Consider the following 15,468-nt stretch of genomic DNA (forward strand, 5'->3'; position numbering starts at 1 on the left):
CTCACGTCCATCCTGTCCCCTACTCATACATGTCCGCGGGTGGGTGAAATGTCCTCGACGGGAGAACATTTCGTCGGAGCGCAAAGAAACATGCCCCGCCAATCACTCCTCGATCGCGGTCGTTCCGGCCGCTAGCATGCGGGGATGAGCACTCTGCAGGCTGAGAAGGTCACGCTGTCGACCACTGCGACACCGTGGCGCCGCTACTACGTGTGGGCGGCCGTCGGAGGCGTGCTCGTAGTACCGCTGGTGCTCGCGTTCGCTTTCAACAGTTGGTCGGCACCCGACGATGCGGCTTTCGTTCGAATGGCTTTCTCGCAAGTCGCCGGCGGGACGATCGCGATCGCGACGATGCTCACGCTCGTCGTCGTGAGCCTTGTGAACCGCACCAAGACAGCAACGCCCGTGCTCATCGTGGTCGCCGTGATCGTCACTCAGTACTGGGTCGTGTCTCTCTCCACCGCAGCAGACATGCTGCTCCAAAGAATCGGCTGAAACCGCCGCTTCGCCGATATGGCCGTGCGCCTGGATCGAGCGTTGTGGAAAAACGGTTAAGGGACTTCACCATCAGAAGAGGCATTATTGCAAAAGATTCACGATTCGGATTCCTATCCACTTCCCCATCGGTCCGGTTGCGTAATGCCGACGAATGCCGCGTCTGATCAGCAAGTTTCCGCGCATGGCGCTGGAGTTGGCGCGAGTTCCGATGTTCAGGTCGGCATTGTTCACCGGCGCCATGTTGCTCGAGTCCTGAGCGCGGCCTGACGCCCGTTGATCATCCGGCGAGAATGCAGTGACGGGTGCGTGGCGGCCGTGTGGCTGGTCAGATTCCGCCTCTGGCATCGTTGACAAGCTTATTTTGCATAGGTAGCTTAACCGACATGGGGCCAATTACTCGCGTGACTGTTCCAACGGTCGAGGTGCTTGAGGTTCTCCTCGACGAGGAGGGACCCACTTGGGGCTTGCGGATCGCGAAACACACCGGCCGCGCTCCCGCCAGTATCTACCCGATACTCAATCGCCTCGAGCAAGGTGGATGGCTCGACGCATCTTGGGAGTCCGACGTCGGACGGACTGGTCCCCGACGTCGCTTGTATCAACTCACGTCTCGTGGCCGCGTCGAGGCTCAGCGCGTCACAGCGGGCTTCAGACGGCAACAAGATCACCCCGCGCCGATAGAGCCGAGACTGGCATGAACATCTCCCGGATGATCGTGACGGCGAGCAGCGCTCTGATCAGCCCAGAACACCGCGAAATCTGGCGAGAAGCACTCCTCGCAGACCTCCGAGATTGCGAAGAACTCGGGATCAAGCCCACCCAGGTTGCCCTAGGCGCAGCGCGCATCGCCGTCTCGCTGCAGAACGGCCGGCAACTCAGTGAAGCCGACACTCCACCAGGAAAGGAACGCCCGATGCAAATCTCTCCACGCATGAGAACATTTCTGCTCACCATCATTGCGACCACATGGACGCTGGGAGCCCTTGGCCTTCTCAATATTGCGCTGACTCACTTTTCGGTCACCGGAAGCGATCTCGGCTTTCGCCTGCCCAACGGCGGTCTGGAGTTGGAATTGGTTCCTGTCATGATCGGGGTTGCGGCTGCGGCGATCGCCGCTGGAATAGCAAGTCTCGTGCTCATCGCGGCGAGAGCGCGTCGGTCCACGCCAGCCAGCTGATGAGAGGCCGACGCCTTAGAACTCTGCCGCGCGTTCCGAACGCTGACTACCCGCAGCGACGCGGGGCATGGCGGGCCTCAATATCGACAGATCGAATATTGCTTCTCACCGATAAAACTCACACTATTTGCGAGATGTGCAAATAGGCGAGATGTGCAAATAGGGAAGAATCAGGTAACGCTTCCCAACTCCCCCATAACCGCGTCACGCACTCACAGCAGAACACCGGACGGCCAGAAACGCCCCTTCACGCAACGCGAGGTGCAGCAACTCTTCGACCTCGCTGACCTCGAAGTAGCCAGGATTCTGGACTCCGGCCGGCGTGGCGCGCTGAGCGCATGGCGCGATGCCGTCGCGTTGAAGACCTTGTACGGCTGGGGTCTGAGCACCAACGAGATGCGCCACCTCCAAACGGTCGACTTCTCTCGCAACAGCCGTGCGCCCTACCTCGGCGACTACGGCGTAGTTCGCGTCCGTTGGGGCAAGGCACATCGCGTGTCCGCCAAGAAGGTTAGAGCAGTGCTCACCGTATGGCAGTGGGCCGCCGACGTAATTGGCGGCTGGGTCGACTACGGGCTCCCCCGCTATGGGGAACCAGGTGCGCTCTTCGACGGTCGACCGCTCGAACGCGCCCACGAGGCGGAGCTATGGCGCGTGACCCTTGCCGCCGAATCACCGCTGCAGCGGCATCCATTCGGCGATCACCGCGACGGCGCAGTCCATGCCTCAACCGTACGACGGGCGGAGGCGCAAGTCGAGGAGCGAGGCAGCGCGGTGCGCGCGGCCTCGGGGATGCGGGGACGTCCGGGGCGGCTGGGCTCACACGTAGATCGCGACGAGCTTGTCGAGGGACTCCTCGAGGCCCTTCTTCGAGAGCGCGAGCTGCTCGGGGTCGATGTAGCCGAGTTCGGTGACGGTGAGTCGAGTCGCGTCGTCGCCGATCGACTCGAACGTGATGACGTGCCGCACGTCGCGCGGGATGCCCGCGGCCCCGATGGTCGCGGGGTCGATCGCGGCGCCGTGCTCGTCGGCGATGTTGTGGATGAACTCGAGGCGGTGCGGTGCGTCGACGAGCGTGTACGCCCAGGTGCTGTACAGCGCCCGGAACCCCCAGTCGGGGGCGCTCATGCACACAAGGGACGTGCCGCCGACGCGCACGTCGAGCTCGGCGACCGTGCAGGTGAAGCCGTTCGGGCCCCACCAGCGAAGCACGCGGTCGGGTTCGGTCCACGACTTCCAGGCCGCCTCGATGGGGGCGGGGATGTCGCGGTTCACGACGAGATCGTGCGTCTCGTGCTGGGTCGTGTCGTTCATCGTGGCTCCTCCGCTGCAGGCCGCCGCCGCGGCATATGTTTCACTTCGATGATCGAAGCGTAGATCACTACGATGATCAAAGTCAATGCCGTAGACTCGACGCATGAAGCGAGCTGAAGGGCGGTCGACCTGCCCCACCAACTTCACCGTGGAGACCTTCGGCGACAGCTGGTCGCTGCTGATCATGCGCGACCTGCTCACACTCGGCAAGCACACCTTCGGGGAGTTCCTTCGGTCCGAGGAGCGCATCGGTCCGAGCGTGCTCGCCGACCGCCTCGCCCGACTCGAGCGCAGCGGAATCATCGTGCGCACCCCGAGCGAGACGGATGCCCGCAAGGTCACCTACTCGGCGACGGAGAGCGGCATCGCGGCGATCCCGCTCTTGTACGAGGCGGCGCGATGGGGCATGGGCAACGTTCCCATCGAGGAGGACGATCCGTGGGAGGCGGTCATGGCGATGGACCGCCACGACGTGCTCGACGCGTGGCAGCAGGCCGTGCGCGAGGGTGGTTCGCTCCTCGGAGGCGCGGAGAGCGCGTTCGCGCGGCTGAGCGCCAGCGCGCGCGGTCGCGTGACGGCGACGGTGGAGGTTTCCGGGCGCACATAAGCGGCGAACCACGTGGAATTCCGCGGCATTTGTCATCGGTTCTGTGGGCTAGATTCCATGAGAAGTGGCCAATTCCTACACTGGCCGCTGCGAGGTGCCCGCTCGAATTCTCGGACTCGACTCTCGAGCACCGTCGTCCCGAAAGTCGATCCCTCAGTGGTCTCTGATGCGGAGGGTTGCGTTGCTCTCGTCATCCAGTTCATAGCGCCACGCGTACCATCCGAATACGGTCGCGGAGCCCAGGGCCGATACCACCCAAGCCCAGGCCGGAGGCGCCTCGAACTCGATGCACCACCAGAAGATTGTCGCGATGGCGATCCCACCGATCCCTGCGATCGCAGCGAGGGCGAGCACTCGGGCGAGCGCTTCTCGGGCAAACGTCGCCCGCACGGCGAGGAACGCCAGCACAATGGTCTCGGTCACGAGGAAGAACGCAAGTAGGTACAGCGGAACCGCAAACACAGCCCATACGCCGGTCGCTGGATTGCGGGCGAGGAACACCGCTACGACACCCAACGTCAGTCCGGTTGCGAGAATCATCGCGAGAGAGCTGTAAGCGCTGAGTGGTCTCCACCGCAGGGATCGACCGATCACCCGCTATCGTCCGCCTGCATATCGATCCCCGACGGGAACCCATCGTCTGCACCAGAACCGGGTGCGCTGCCATCCACCCGCCCATACTGCCAGAGGCCCGTCGGAAACGCGCCCGAAAGCCGGTCCCCCCAGCGGTGCTCGCGCTCGAGCGGAGCAGCCCGAGGGCAACAACCGGCCGCGATTCCCGTATGCCCCGCCCGCGTCACTTTCGCGTTGCATCGATCAATAGAATCCGGGGTGCCCTAAACGCTTCGAAAGCCCCGCGAGCTTTGTTGAAATCCGGTTAAGCAACTCCACCATCGGTAGACGACATCTTCGCGTTGGTTGCGAACTGGCCGCTCCCCCGACTTGCCTCATACGGCACTGATCCAGCGATGCACGACGTGCCAGAAAGAAACCGCACGAAACCCGGGACGGTTCACCACCGAACACATCGAGCTTCGACCCGAGGTTATGCTCATCCGGCTCGGCGGGATTCCCAGCGAGATCCCCGAACTTCTCGCGCCTTTGTTCTGGCGGTAACTTGACGACAGAGAGGGCCTGACGACGAACACCGGTACCGAATGGCTCTTTCCCGGATACCGAGCCGGCCAACATATCTCCGTCCCCACCCTCCAGCAGCGGCTCACCACCCTGACAACGGACGCGAAACACGACCCTGAAGCAACTCGCAGCGCTCATCGACGTGAGTCCCTGTCCGACCTGCTGGGCTACTCCCCCAAGACACTCGCACAGCACGCCGCACGTGCCGGCTCACACATGGCCCGCTGTGTCGATGCGAAGCACCGGCTTCACATCTCGGACACGGTGCAGCCGAATGTGGCTCAGCCGGAGCGAGCTTTGTGGAACTTCACCATCAGTAAATCCCCCATCTGCAGAAATTGCAGGTTGCCGGTCGACCGGGATTGCCGGGCCCGTCACAGCCGTCACGTACTCGGCATGTCACGAACAGGGACTCAGCGTCCGATAACGTCGCGAATGGCTTGGAGCACTGCGGCTTCGCGCTCGATGTGCAGGTACTGATGTGAGGCGTCCGGGAGTAGGCGCTGCTCGCCCCGCGGCACCGATTCGGCGATCGCTGCTTGCATCCGGCGTACGCCGTCAAGCGCCTCGCGCATGTCCGTTTGGGACATGAAGTTCGCCCAGTAGGGGTTCACACCGCCGGCGGTGAGGACCATCACAGGAACCTCGGGAAGAGGGCCGCCTGAGCGCAGCTCGTCGTAGACCTCGGTCTCGAAGTTCTTCGTCTCGTCGATTTGGGTTCGCCACGATTCGAGGTGCTCTTCAATGAGCGGACCGCGGACCTCCTCGCCCCACGCCGAGTAGATCTGGGCATACTGCTCGCGGGCCGTCTGCATCTGTTGGACCGTCAGGTCGGGGAGGTCGTCAAGGCCCGAGGTCATCTGATCGTTCAGCTTTGCGGCCTGCGGCGGCATGAACGACATGATGTCCTCGTGGCCCGGGTCGAGCAGCACGAGGCCCGCGACCTCGTCGGGATGGAGCTGCGCGTAGCGGCGCGCGTAGAAGGCGCCCAGGGAGTGTCCGACGAGGACGTATGGCCCAGAAACACCGGCCTCGCTGAGTACCGCGCGGAGCTCGTTGACCACCTCGGTCGGGGTCCGGGGTAGTTCGACGGGGTCGCTCCATCCCGTGCCGCCACGGTCGTAGAGAACGCTCGTCGTGATGTCCGCAACCTGAAGATGCAGGTTCAGGAAGTCGAGGCCGATGAGACCAGCGCCCGGAAGGAAGATGACGCCTGGCCCGTCGCTCCCGGAGCGGTGTAGCATCACGCGGCGTCCACCGAGCTCGTACAGCTCGCCGAGCGGCGGGCGTTGGGTCGCTTCGATCCTTGGGATGACTCCAGTCATGGTGCCCCTCTCACTCAGTCTCATTTCTGAGACCAATCTAACCCATGAGACTATTGATTCGTGACCACGTTCGATCTCTTGACGCACCCCGTGCGCCTCCGCATCGTTCACGCCATGTCGGGAGGGCGCGCGGTCACGGCCACTGAGCTCCGGGCCGGGCTCGCCGATGTGCCCAAGGCCACGCTCTACCGCCACCTCGCACTGCTCGCCGGCGGCGGCGTGCTCGAAGTCGACGGCGAGCAACGGGTGCGCGGCGCTGTTGAGCGCCGGTATCGCCTCAACCGTGCAGCTTCCGTCATCGACGCGGCCGCCGCCGCCTCAGCTTCCATCGCCGACCACCGTCGCGCGTTCGCCGCCGCGACTGCGGTGCTGATCGCCGAGTTCAACAGCTACCTCGATGATCCCGACGCGGACCCGACTGCCGACCTTGTGGGCTACCGCCAGCACTCGATCTGGCTCAGCTCCGAGGAGCGCGCCCAGCTGATCAGTGAGCTCCGTGACGTCATCATCAAGCACATCGGCAATGAACCATCGGCGTCACGGAGTCGCCATCTCCTCAGCCCGATCCTGTTCCCCGTCAACAGTGCCGAAACTGGTCCACTCGAGAGCGAATAGTCCGGCGCGACGTTCGAGACCAAGGTTTGCGCTGCCTGCATCCAGGTCCCCCGACTGGCACCTCACCGACGATGCCGCGCCAGAGAATCTGCACTCGCTCGGCCGTCGCGGATCGAGCTTTGCGGAAATCCGGTGAAGCAACTTCACCATTTAAGAAAGGGGCAAAGGTCAGACTCCGCGCTTTGTTGAAAGCGCACCAATGATTGCCTCTCCTCCTCTTTCGCTGACTTGATCAGGGATATTCCAACCTGAGTGCCGTGCGCACGGCAGTGCATCACCGAAGCCGGCAAGCTTCTCTTCTGGCTCGAGGAGGAGCACGTCAACGTCTCCGCCTTCGGCCAAGCGCACATCGACAAGTACCTCGCGAACGCCGTCACCACCGTACCGGCACGCGAGAACCGCTTCGGTCAGAGCGGCGGTCGCCGCATCCGATCCGACACGATCGACCCGGCTAGCACGCCGAGCGAGATCGCGATCATCGTCGCGAGCGTGGCGATCAGCGAGGCGGTGCCACCGGCGTCACCGCCGAGCACCTCCGCCACGCCGACGAGGCCCAGCGCGCCGGGCACGAGCAGCCAGAACGCGGGGATGAAGCTCACCATCGCGGCCGGGCCGGTGGGCTGCCGGGCGACGAGCGCCGTCACGGGCGTGACGACGAGAGCACCGACGAAGGCCGACAGCACGCCGCCGAGCACAACGCCGCCGATGACCTGCGCGGCGTAGGCGATGTAGAGCACGAACATCATCCAGAGCATGGCGCGGGGCGGGGCGCATTGATGCACGGCGATCCCCACGCCGAATACGGCGACGGCGACCCAGGGCGCGACCGGGCCGAGCGCCTCGGGATTCTCGGTGAACTCGAGGTCGGGCACGCCGACGAGCGCGCCCGCACTGACGATGCCCGCCGCGATGAGCACGAGCTGCATGCCGCCTGCGGCGAGGCGGCCAGCGCCCGCGATCATCTGGCCGGTCGACAGCTCGAGCGCCGCGGTCGTCAGCAGCACGCCCGGCAGCAGCACGACCAGTGGCCCGATCAGCGCGGCCAGGAGTCCGGGGCCGAATCCGGCGCGCATCAGCACGAACACGACGAGCGCGACGCTGAACGCCACGGTCACGGTGATGAGGGCGCCGTATCGGTCCGGCAGCCGCTCGCCGATGAGGAGGAGCGTGCCGACGACGGCGCCCAGCGCGGCCGCGATGCCGATGCCCAGCCACGACGCTCCGAGCATCGCCGAAAGCCCGGCGCTGAGCAGTACGTACCCGAGCACGCGCAGCACCCGCCCGTACGGCGGCTTCATCTCGCGCACCCAGCGGATGCGGGCGATCGTCGAGGCGGGGTCGAGCAGGCCCGTGCGCGCGGCATCCACGGTTCGCTGCACCTCGTCGATCTGGCAGAGGAGCAGGCGGCCCTCGCCGCTGAGGACGGCACCGGTACGCTCCTCCCCCTCCTCCCCCTCCTGGCCCTCGTCACGAGCCGACACGAGGAGCGCGGTCGGGAACACCACGACCTGGCTCGACGGGAGGCCGTTCACGCGCGCGATGTCGTCGAGGGCGTTGCGCACCGTCATGACCGAGAACCCGGCGTCGGTCATGGCGGCGCCGACCGCCTCCGTCGCGGCGAGCGCTGCCCCCGGGTCGGGTTCGCCGGCCGATGGTACCGGCACCGCTCCCGTGTCCACCGCGGAGCGAGCGCTCGTGGCCAGGTCGGGTTCGGCGTGGCGGCGCAATGCGAAGAGCACGACGGCCCCCGCGAGCAGCACGGCGAGGGCGACGAACGTCGGCACGGTGGACTCGCCGAGTCGCTCGAGCACGGGGGCGATCGGATCCGGTGCGAACTTCGAGATCATCTGCACACTGTAGAGCGGCCGGGTGGGTGCGGCACGATCAGCGGGACTGTCGGGACGGGATCGCCGGAGAACGCGCACGCTCGGCCGTATGGCACGCTGGAGGGCAATGGGACGGCGCGGCCGCAGCTGTCACTTCCCCGGCTTGACCAGAGTTGGGTGCTGAACCGGACAGTTGACCACGTTTCCTCCCTCGCCACATGTCTACCTGCGGTTTGAAGCACGGCTACGTGAGAACGGGTGGCTCTGCCTACGCGGCGACGAAAGAAGAAGGCCGGCCGCTGGAGGGCTGGCCTTCTCTTGTTCCTCTGCTACTTCGATGGCTCGCTCTGATGGGTGAGCAATCCGGTCACGAACTCAGGGCGATTCGCGGAACGGATGTCGCCGAGTTCCGCCTTCTGGGCGGTGCTCATTCCTCGTGTGTCGCCGGCGAGGAGATTGTTCCCGACCTCGTGGAGTGACGGGTCAGGAGAGTCGATCCCCACCCCATCAGGCAGCAGGTAACCCTCTGCACACGCGATGCGGTCCCGCTCAGCCGCCAAGTCGTCTGTCCCTTCAGTAGCAACAAGTTTCGCGAAACACGCCCCGTCAATGTCATGGAGCACCTTGGCTCCCGACTCCGCCGTAGTAACCGGCGCCCACTCCCCTCCGTCGGCGGGCAGCAGCCCATCACCCATCTTCGAAGTGTTCGCCAGGCCAGCATGCAGTTTGGGGAAAGTTGGCTTCGCTGCAGTGGCGCACGGAAACTGCCTCTAGCAGCGGGCGGGTACGCGATAGCTCCACAGTCAGTTGGGCGACGTCGCAGTATGCCAGAACACGGATATCCTCGCGGTATGACTCAGCTGCTGGTGCCCACGACCTCGTCGCATTCAGCGCGGGTTGGCTTCTGGACCGTAGCCGCTCTCGGGCCGTTGGGAGCCACAGTCGCATGGGTTTGGTACGGCTTCGCTCAGTTCGAAGCGCAGACCGAGCAATGCAAGGCGCTCGCAGCTGGCACGACCGAGGCAGGGTTCGCCGAGCTCTTCGGCGGCATTCCACTGATCCTCCTTCACCTCGTAGGGCTGATCGCGCTCGTGGCACTCGGATGGAGGAGCTACCGGTGGCGCGGTCTCACCTACGCTGCCGCTGCCCTCGTGATCGCCTCGGCGATCGGCATCGGCATTGCACGGCTCCTGTGGGCAGGGGACCTGTTTCAGCTCGGCATCAACAACACCAACTGCTTGCCCTGATCCGCCGGCGGAGCTTTGTGCAAATTCGGTTCAGAGACTTCACCACATGTAGATCTACAACCTGCAAAGAACGCAGGATGTTGTGGCGCGCTCGAGCTCGCCAACTGGGGCTGCGCTAGCCCGTTGAGGGATCGGCAAACAAGTAGACCTGACCACTTGCGATGATCGTCGAGGCACAACCCACACCGCGATCTCATCGCGCAGAGAGAGTGCGAGAATCTCAGAAGACGCGGTCGGCGACCTTCACACGAGTGGCCGATGCTAACGCGGCGTTGACCTGATCTGCTGATGTCGGGCCGGGTTCGGAGGAAAGAAGCTGGTCATCGGGAGTGTTCGAATCCGCGAGGTAGATGCGTGTGAAGCCTTCGGACTCGGGTTCGAACTTCCAGCTGTCGGAGAGCGTGCCGGCGTCGACAGTGTCGAAGCCGAGCCGGTCAATGAGTGCCGCCGCTTCACGCTTTGCTTCGTCGTCGTCGTCGGACGCGATGGGGAGGGCGGAGCGGTCGGCGGCACCGCTGGGCCGTGAAAGGAGGGGGATGTGGTGGGCGAGGATATTGCCGAATGCTTTGACATAGCGGGCTCCCACGAGCCATCCGTGCACCAGCTCGCTTGCAGTCACGGTCTCGGTATCGAGTTGCGTGACCCGGCCGTCGCGGAACGGGTAGTAGTTGCTAGTGTCCAGCACAAGTTTGTCGCGGAGCAGTCCGGCAGGTAGGTCCTTGATCGCGAGTAGTGGAATGGAGAGCACAATCGCCTCTCCGCTGCTGGCCGCTTCTTCGACTGTGCCAGCCTTGGCGAGTGGTCCGAGCTCGGTAACGAGGTCACGGAGGGACTCAGGTCCGCGGGAGTTCGCAAGGACCACGTTCATACCCGACGCAACGGCGAGTCGAGCGACCGCCGATCCAATGTTCCCACTTCCAATGATTCCCAATGTCGTCATGCTCATTCCCTTCGATACTGTTCAACGGTCTGGGTGCCAGCCGAGCGACACTCCTTAGGCTTGAACCCGACCTCAGTCGCAATGATTCCCTTATCCTGACGACGAGGGCGTCGCTCGAGTGCGCGCAAAGAGGGACGTTGAGCGACGCGGATTGATCACGAGCTGCATGAGACAGAGGTTGGCACGCCTCGCGTGTCACAGGCGGAACCCTAACCGGACGGACAGTTCGTCCGGTGAATTCGGGGCCGCGCATCAAAGGAGAGCAACGAGATGAGACCACTTCGGTACTCGATCAACGTCACGCTCGACGGCTGCTGCCATCACGAGGCGGGGCTCCCCCCGGACGAGGAGTCAATGCGCTACTGGACGGCTGAGATGGAGCGAGCCGATGCCCTGCTATTCGGCCGAGTGACCTACGAGATGATGGAGTCGGCGTGGCGGAAGCCGGCCACGGGCACGTGGCCGGACTGGATGGATGAGTCGCAGATCCCGTTCGCCGAGACCATCGACCGGGCGAAGAAGTACGTCGTGTCGAGCACGCTGAGCGGGGTCGATTGGAACGCCGAGCCGGTGCGAGGCGACTTGGGGCCAGCGGTGCAGCGGCTCAAGCAGGAGTCGGGCGAGGGCCTGTGGGTGGGCGGCGTGACGCTCCCCCTGGCATTGGCAGATCTGGGACTGATCGACGAGTACGAGTTCCTGGTGCAGCCGGTGCTTGCCGGACACGGGCCGACGTTGCTCGCTGGTCTGCGCGAGCGCATCCAGCTCGCGCTCGTGGATCGCCATGAGTTCCGGTCGGGGGCGATCGCGCTGCGATACCGGCCCACGCGAGTCACTGCGTGACGTGATTTGGTGCCCTGGACGCTTCAAGCGTGACCGAGCTTTGTGGGTCGGTTGGCGACTTCGCCATCAGCAAGAAGCGCTATTGCAGTAGATGCACATCCAGTTTGGCCAATGCTTGCGTGCACCGTTTCAAGACGCCCTGACGACGGCACCGCGCTTCCCGCGGGCACGGCTTCGCAGAGAGATCGTGCGTGTCCGAGAGGGTAGTCACGCGCCCCTCTTCCGGCTAGCGTTGCACCTACCTACACACGAGAAGCGGGGGCAACATGTGCACAGGGCTGAGCTACACCACGCGGGATCACTACTTCGGGCGCAATCTCGACCTTGAGTTCTCATACAACGAGACCGTCACCGTCACACCACGGAACTTCACGTTCGACTTCCGCAAGGCGCCTGCGCTCACCACGCATCACGCGATCATCGGGATAGCGACCATCGCGGACGGCTACCCGCTGTACTACGACGCGACGAACGAGAAGGGCCTCAGCATGGCAGGGCTCAACTTCGTGGAGAACGCCGACTACAAGCCCGAAGCGGACGGCAAGACGAATATCACGCCGTTCGAACTCATCCCTTGGCTCCTCGGCCAATTCGAGACCGTTGACGAGGTGAAGACGGCCCTTTCCACGCTGAACCTCGTGAAGATCGACTTCAGCGAAACCTTCCCGCTCTCCCCGCTGCACTGGATCATCTCCGACCGAACGGCATCCATCACGGTCGAGAGCGTGAAGGACGGGCTGAAGGTCTACGACAATCCCATCGGGTTGCTCACCAACAACCCGACCTTCGACATCCAGTCCTTCAACCTGAACAACTACATGCACCTGTCGAGGAAGCCTCCCGAGAAGAACTTCTCAGACGAGCTGCAGTTCGACGTCTACAGCCGGGGAATGGGCGCGATCGGCCTCCCGGGAGACCTCTCTTCGGCATCTCGCTTCGTCAAGGCGGCCTTTACGAAGATGAACTCGGTGTCTGGCGACTCCGAGTCGGAGTCGATCAGTCAGTTCTTCCACATCCTGGGGTCAGTGGCACAGCAGCGGGGATGCGCCGAGGTCTCCCCCGGGAAGTTCGAGATCACGATCTACTCGACGTGCTGCAACACCGACAAGGGAATCTTTTACTACACGACCTACGAGAACAGCCAGCTGACCGCGGTCGACATGCACAAGGAAGACCTCGACGGAAACACGCTGACTGCATACCCGCTGATCAAGGGCCAGCAGGTGCATATGCAGAATTGAGGTTGGTACCGCCGGAGACGGGCCAACCCGGTCGTTCGCGGGCCGATCCATCAGCGGATGCCAAGTTCGCGAGATGCAGCATGCTGCATCTCGCGAACACCGGCGTGTTCAGCTCTTCTTCAGCTCTTCGGCGAACATTACGAGGATGCCGCTCGGACCGCGGAGGTACGTGAGCTTGTAGATGTCTTCGTAGGTCGCCACGCCGCGAAGCGGACGGTATCCGTGCCTCGCGGCTGTCTCGAGGGCCTCGTCGATGTCGTCGACTGAGAAGGCGACTCGGTGCATGCCGATTTCGTTGGGAAGAGTGGGCGTCGTCTCGATCGCTTCGGGATGGATGTACTCGAAGAGCTCGAGTCGACCGTGACCGTCTGGCGTTTGGAGCATCGCGATGTTGGCGTGGTTGCCATCGAGGCCGACGGCAGTGTCGGTCCACTCGCCGCTGACCGTGTCACGGCCGACGACCGTGAGACCGAGGTCGGTGAAGAAGGAGATCGTTGCTTCGAGGTCGCGAACGGCGATGCCGACGTTCTCAAGTTTGATGGACATAGTTTGCATGCTACCGAGCCGTCCCGATTCGTGTCGCTTGGGCCTCCCCGACGTCTGCCGACCTCGTAGGCGTCAGCGCCAGAATTCAGCCGCCGACTGAGCGCCGCTATCTGCGCGTTTCCACGCTCAGTGCGGTCGTCGGAGCCGCTTCGTGGTTGCGAAAGTCGACACGTCGCACCCCGCAGACGGTGCACTGCACGTAGAGCACTTCACCGTCAGACGTGATGTGCCTGGATTCAACCCGCCACGCGTGCTCATGTCCTGCGTTCGAATCAACCGATTGATGGTTCTCTGGCGTGAAGCGTGTCGTCATGCATCCCACAGTGATGTAATGGTGTTGTGCATCTCAACCCTTACGGCGGGTATGCGGTCATGCTCGCAGTATGGCTGGCGAATGAATGGCGTGCCGAGCCCTGTCCAGGCGACACCTCGATAGGGCTCACCTGCGGTCGGCATTCCCGTCGACGCGAATGTCCAGTGCAGTCAGAGCGCTGCGTGCCTGATCGGCATCGACGCCCTCCGCGACCGCCAGCAGAGCGGCTCTCCAGGCCGCAGCGATCATGCGACCCATCGGCGGCGGGGCTGGGTGGCTGAGCGTCGTCAGCAGTTCCACCAATGGGTCGTCCGCCGATCCGGCAGGCGGCTCACAGAGGAGCCATTCGAAGTCGTGGCTGACGGCGAAGTCGAACCCGACCAGTAGTGCCGCATTCACGGCTTCGGGGCCTCCCCCGGTGGCGCTGACAGCCCCCTCCATTCGATCGAGCAGTCGACGCTCGACATCGCGGCGCACGAACGTGTAGAGACCGAGCTTGCTCTCGAAGTGGTGGTAGATCGCGCCGGTCGTCACCCCGGCATCTGCGGCGAGCTCCCCGACGGTGACCACATCGAACGGCCGTGCTCCGAATGCGCGGACAGCAGTCAGCGCCAGCCGCCCCTTCGGGGAGGTCGACACAGGAATCCACTCGCGCATATGTACATAATGCCGTTACGCTGGAAGCAATGCCAGTTACGACACGAAAGGAACACCTCATGAAGTTCGAATTCCTCTTCGCTCCCACTGCGAACATGGAAGCCTCCATCGCTCTCTACCGCAACGTCTTCGGCAGCGAAGAGGTGTGGCGCGAGGGTGACACGACGGTTGCGCTCACCCTTCCCGGCACTGACGTTCAGCTCATGCTCGATGCCAACGATCCGAGCGCACCGAGTGGGCCGCTGTTCGTCGTCGAGAGCGTGCAGGCCTTCCACGACAAGCGTCCGGCTACGCTCCAGGTCGTCGAGGAGCCTTCCGAGATCCCCGGTGGCTTCAACGCCGTCTACAAGGATGTCGGTGGCCAGACGATCTACATCATGGATCAATCGATCGACGCTGAGTAGCGCCTTCGTTCCCCTTCCTTGCGTTCCTCGTCCCGACTCTCGGCGCGGCAGCGGCCTGAACGGCGCCCATACGGCATCCCAACGCTTGGGGCAAGGGGGTGACGTGATGGCTACAACGTGATTCTATGAAGGAACCTCATTCTGAAATCGGGGTCCACGAAGAAGCTTCATTTCTGAAATCGGGGTCAAAATGATTGGAGATCAACATGGCTGACAACGGCGGAATCTTCCTCTACATCGGCACGTACCCGAGCGAACTTGCCGCTCGGGCCGATTACGACATTGTCAAGGAGTTGCATCATGCAGGCGACGTTGGCACCTACGACGCGGCAGTGATTACGAAGGACGCCGAAGGAAAGGTGCACCTCAACAAGGACGAGATGGCAACTCGGCACGGCGGTTGGGGCGGGGCAGTCGCCGGCGCGGTGGTTGGTCTCCTCTTCCCGCCGGCCATCATTGGAACTGCGATTGTCGGTGGCGCGATCGGCGCGGCGAGCGGCCACCTGTGGCGCGGTGTGTCCCGCGCCGATGTCAAGGAAATCGGCGATCTCATCGACTCAGGCCAGGCAGCGCTGCTCGTTGCCGGCGCCAGCAACGTCGAAGATGCACTCGGCAAGGTAGAGCTGAAGGCCGAGAAGCACGTTGCCAAGCAGCTGACCAAGGTGAAGAAGTCCGAGCTCGACGCAGCAGTCAAGGCCGCTGCAAGCGAAGTGCGCGCAGGAAGCTAACTCCCACTCCGCGAGACGACGGGCCCGGCTCAGAGGAATCTGAGCCGGGCCTC

General features: G+C 63.7%; 18 protein-coding genes. 10 read left to right on the forward strand and 8 right to left on the reverse strand.

Translation table 11 applies throughout. The features are described 5' to 3' along the window. Window positions 1-144 precede the first annotated feature (144 nt). The 3 genes from AC1C2T_RS16490 to AC1C2T_RS16500 all read left to right on the forward strand — a co-directional run bounded on the left by AC1C2T_RS16490 (window position 145) and on the right by AC1C2T_RS16500 (window position 1,675). Window positions 145-495 carry a hypothetical protein gene (locus AC1C2T_RS16490; RefSeq protein ID WP_495360012.1) on the forward strand — a complete coding sequence of 117 codons (351 nt, stop codon included), beginning with the start codon at window positions 145-147 and terminating at the stop codon, window positions 493-495. Between the two features lie 386 nt (window positions 496-881). Beyond that, the gene (locus AC1C2T_RS16495; RefSeq protein ID WP_495386015.1) at window positions 882-1,196 is read left to right on the forward strand and encodes a PadR family transcriptional regulator; all 315 of its coding nucleotides are present in this window, start codon (window positions 882-884) and stop codon (window positions 1,194-1,196) included. After that, the gene (locus tag AC1C2T_RS16500) at window positions 1,193-1,675 is read left to right on the forward strand and encodes a hypothetical protein (RefSeq protein WP_495360014.1); all 483 of its coding nucleotides are present in this window, start codon (window positions 1,193-1,195) and stop codon (window positions 1,673-1,675) included. Before AC1C2T_RS16495 ends, AC1C2T_RS16500 begins: the two co-directional genes overlap by 4 nt. Window positions 1,676-2,494: 819 nt before the next feature. Here the strand turns inward: AC1C2T_RS16500 and AC1C2T_RS16505 are convergent. After that, on the reverse strand, window positions 2,495-2,989 hold the full coding sequence (locus AC1C2T_RS16505) for an SRPBCC family protein (RefSeq protein WP_495360015.1): 495 nt from the start codon (window positions 2,987-2,989) through the stop codon (window positions 2,495-2,497). A gap of 103 nt (window positions 2,990-3,092) precedes the next feature. Here AC1C2T_RS16505 and AC1C2T_RS16510 point away from each other — a divergent pair, with 103 nt between their 5' ends. After that, window positions 3,093-3,596 (forward strand): winged helix-turn-helix transcriptional regulator, encoded by a 504-nt coding sequence (locus tag AC1C2T_RS16510; protein WP_495360016.1) that lies wholly within the window; start codon window positions 3,093-3,095, stop codon window positions 3,594-3,596. Window positions 3,597-3,749: 153 nt separating this feature from the next. Here the strand turns inward: AC1C2T_RS16510 and AC1C2T_RS16515 are convergent, their stop codons facing one another. Further along, window positions 3,750-4,136 carry a hypothetical protein gene (locus AC1C2T_RS16515; protein ID WP_495386016.1) on the reverse strand — a complete coding sequence of 129 codons (387 nt, stop codon included), beginning with the start codon at window positions 4,134-4,136 and terminating at the stop codon, window positions 3,750-3,752. Window positions 4,137-5,146: 1,010 nt separating this feature from the next. Then, on the reverse strand, window positions 5,147-6,145 hold the full coding sequence (locus AC1C2T_RS16520) for an alpha/beta fold hydrolase (protein WP_495386017.1): 999 nt from the start codon (window positions 6,143-6,145) through the stop codon (window positions 5,147-5,149). Between AC1C2T_RS16520 and AC1C2T_RS16525 the strand changes: the two genes are divergently transcribed. Then, window positions 6,119-6,673: a helix-turn-helix domain-containing protein gene (locus tag AC1C2T_RS16525; protein WP_495386018.1), complete on the forward strand. Its 555-nt coding sequence runs from the start codon at window positions 6,119-6,121 to the stop codon at window positions 6,671-6,673. The two genes, AC1C2T_RS16520 and AC1C2T_RS16525, sit on opposite strands and share 27 nt — an antisense overlap. Window positions 6,674-7,080: 407 nt before the next feature. Here AC1C2T_RS16525 and AC1C2T_RS16530 read toward each other — a convergent pair whose 3' ends face one another. Both AC1C2T_RS16530 and AC1C2T_RS16535 read right to left on the reverse strand, forming a co-directional pair. Beyond that, window positions 7,081-8,520, reverse strand: coding sequence for a threonine/serine exporter family protein (locus AC1C2T_RS16530; protein ID WP_495386019.1), 1,440 nt, complete (start codon window positions 8,518-8,520; stop codon window positions 7,081-7,083). Window positions 8,521-8,828: 308 nt separating this feature from the next. Beyond that, the gene (locus tag AC1C2T_RS16535) at window positions 8,829-9,194 is read right to left on the reverse strand and encodes a hypothetical protein (RefSeq protein WP_495386020.1); all 366 of its coding nucleotides are present in this window, start codon (window positions 9,192-9,194) and stop codon (window positions 8,829-8,831) included. Between the two features lie 156 nt (window positions 9,195-9,350). Here AC1C2T_RS16535 and AC1C2T_RS16540 point away from each other — a divergent pair, with 156 nt between their 5' ends. Beyond that, window positions 9,351-9,746: a hypothetical protein gene (locus AC1C2T_RS16540; RefSeq protein ID WP_495386021.1), complete on the forward strand. Its 396-nt coding sequence runs from the start codon at window positions 9,351-9,353 to the stop codon at window positions 9,744-9,746. 220 nt (window positions 9,747-9,966) lie between these two features. Here the strand turns inward: AC1C2T_RS16540 and AC1C2T_RS16545 are convergent, their stop codons facing one another. Next, window positions 9,967-10,692, reverse strand: a complete 726-nt coding sequence (locus tag AC1C2T_RS16545; protein ID WP_495386022.1) for an NADPH-dependent F420 reductase — start codon at window positions 10,690-10,692, stop codon at window positions 9,967-9,969. A 264-nt stretch (window positions 10,693-10,956) separates the two neighbouring features. Here AC1C2T_RS16545 and AC1C2T_RS16550 point away from each other — a divergent pair, with 264 nt between their 5' ends. Both AC1C2T_RS16550 and bsh read left to right on the forward strand, forming a co-directional pair. Next, window positions 10,957-11,526, forward strand: coding sequence for a dihydrofolate reductase family protein (locus AC1C2T_RS16550; RefSeq protein WP_495360023.1), 570 nt, complete (start codon window positions 10,957-10,959; stop codon window positions 11,524-11,526). Window positions 11,527-11,792: 266 nt separating this feature from the next. Beyond that, window positions 11,793-12,767: a choloylglycine hydrolase gene (bsh, locus tag AC1C2T_RS16555; protein ID WP_495360024.1), complete on the forward strand. Its 975-nt coding sequence runs from the start codon at window positions 11,793-11,795 to the stop codon at window positions 12,765-12,767. A gap of 108 nt (window positions 12,768-12,875) precedes the next feature. Here the strand turns inward: bsh and AC1C2T_RS16560 are convergent, their stop codons facing one another. Further along, on the reverse strand, window positions 12,876-13,313 hold the full coding sequence (locus AC1C2T_RS16560) for a VOC family protein (protein ID WP_495360025.1): 438 nt from the start codon (window positions 13,311-13,313) through the stop codon (window positions 12,876-12,878). Between the two features lie 439 nt (window positions 13,314-13,752). Next, the gene (locus tag AC1C2T_RS16565; protein WP_495360026.1) at window positions 13,753-14,265 is read right to left on the reverse strand and encodes a TetR/AcrR family transcriptional regulator; all 513 of its coding nucleotides are present in this window, start codon (window positions 14,263-14,265) and stop codon (window positions 13,753-13,755) included. Between the two features lie 77 nt (window positions 14,266-14,342). Here AC1C2T_RS16565 and AC1C2T_RS16570 point away from each other — a divergent pair, with 77 nt between their 5' ends. Together AC1C2T_RS16570 and AC1C2T_RS16575 are read left to right on the forward strand one after the other, a co-directional pair. Further along, window positions 14,343-14,687, forward strand: a complete 345-nt coding sequence (locus AC1C2T_RS16570; RefSeq protein WP_495360027.1) for a VOC family protein — start codon at window positions 14,343-14,345, stop codon at window positions 14,685-14,687. A 206-nt stretch (window positions 14,688-14,893) separates the two neighbouring features. Continuing rightward, window positions 14,894-15,415, forward strand: a complete 522-nt coding sequence (locus tag AC1C2T_RS16575; protein WP_495360028.1) for a DUF1269 domain-containing protein — start codon at window positions 14,894-14,896, stop codon at window positions 15,413-15,415. The last annotated feature ends 53 nt before the right edge of the window (window positions 15,416-15,468 follow it).

Source organism: Agromyces sp. Y558, assembly GCF_059445415.1.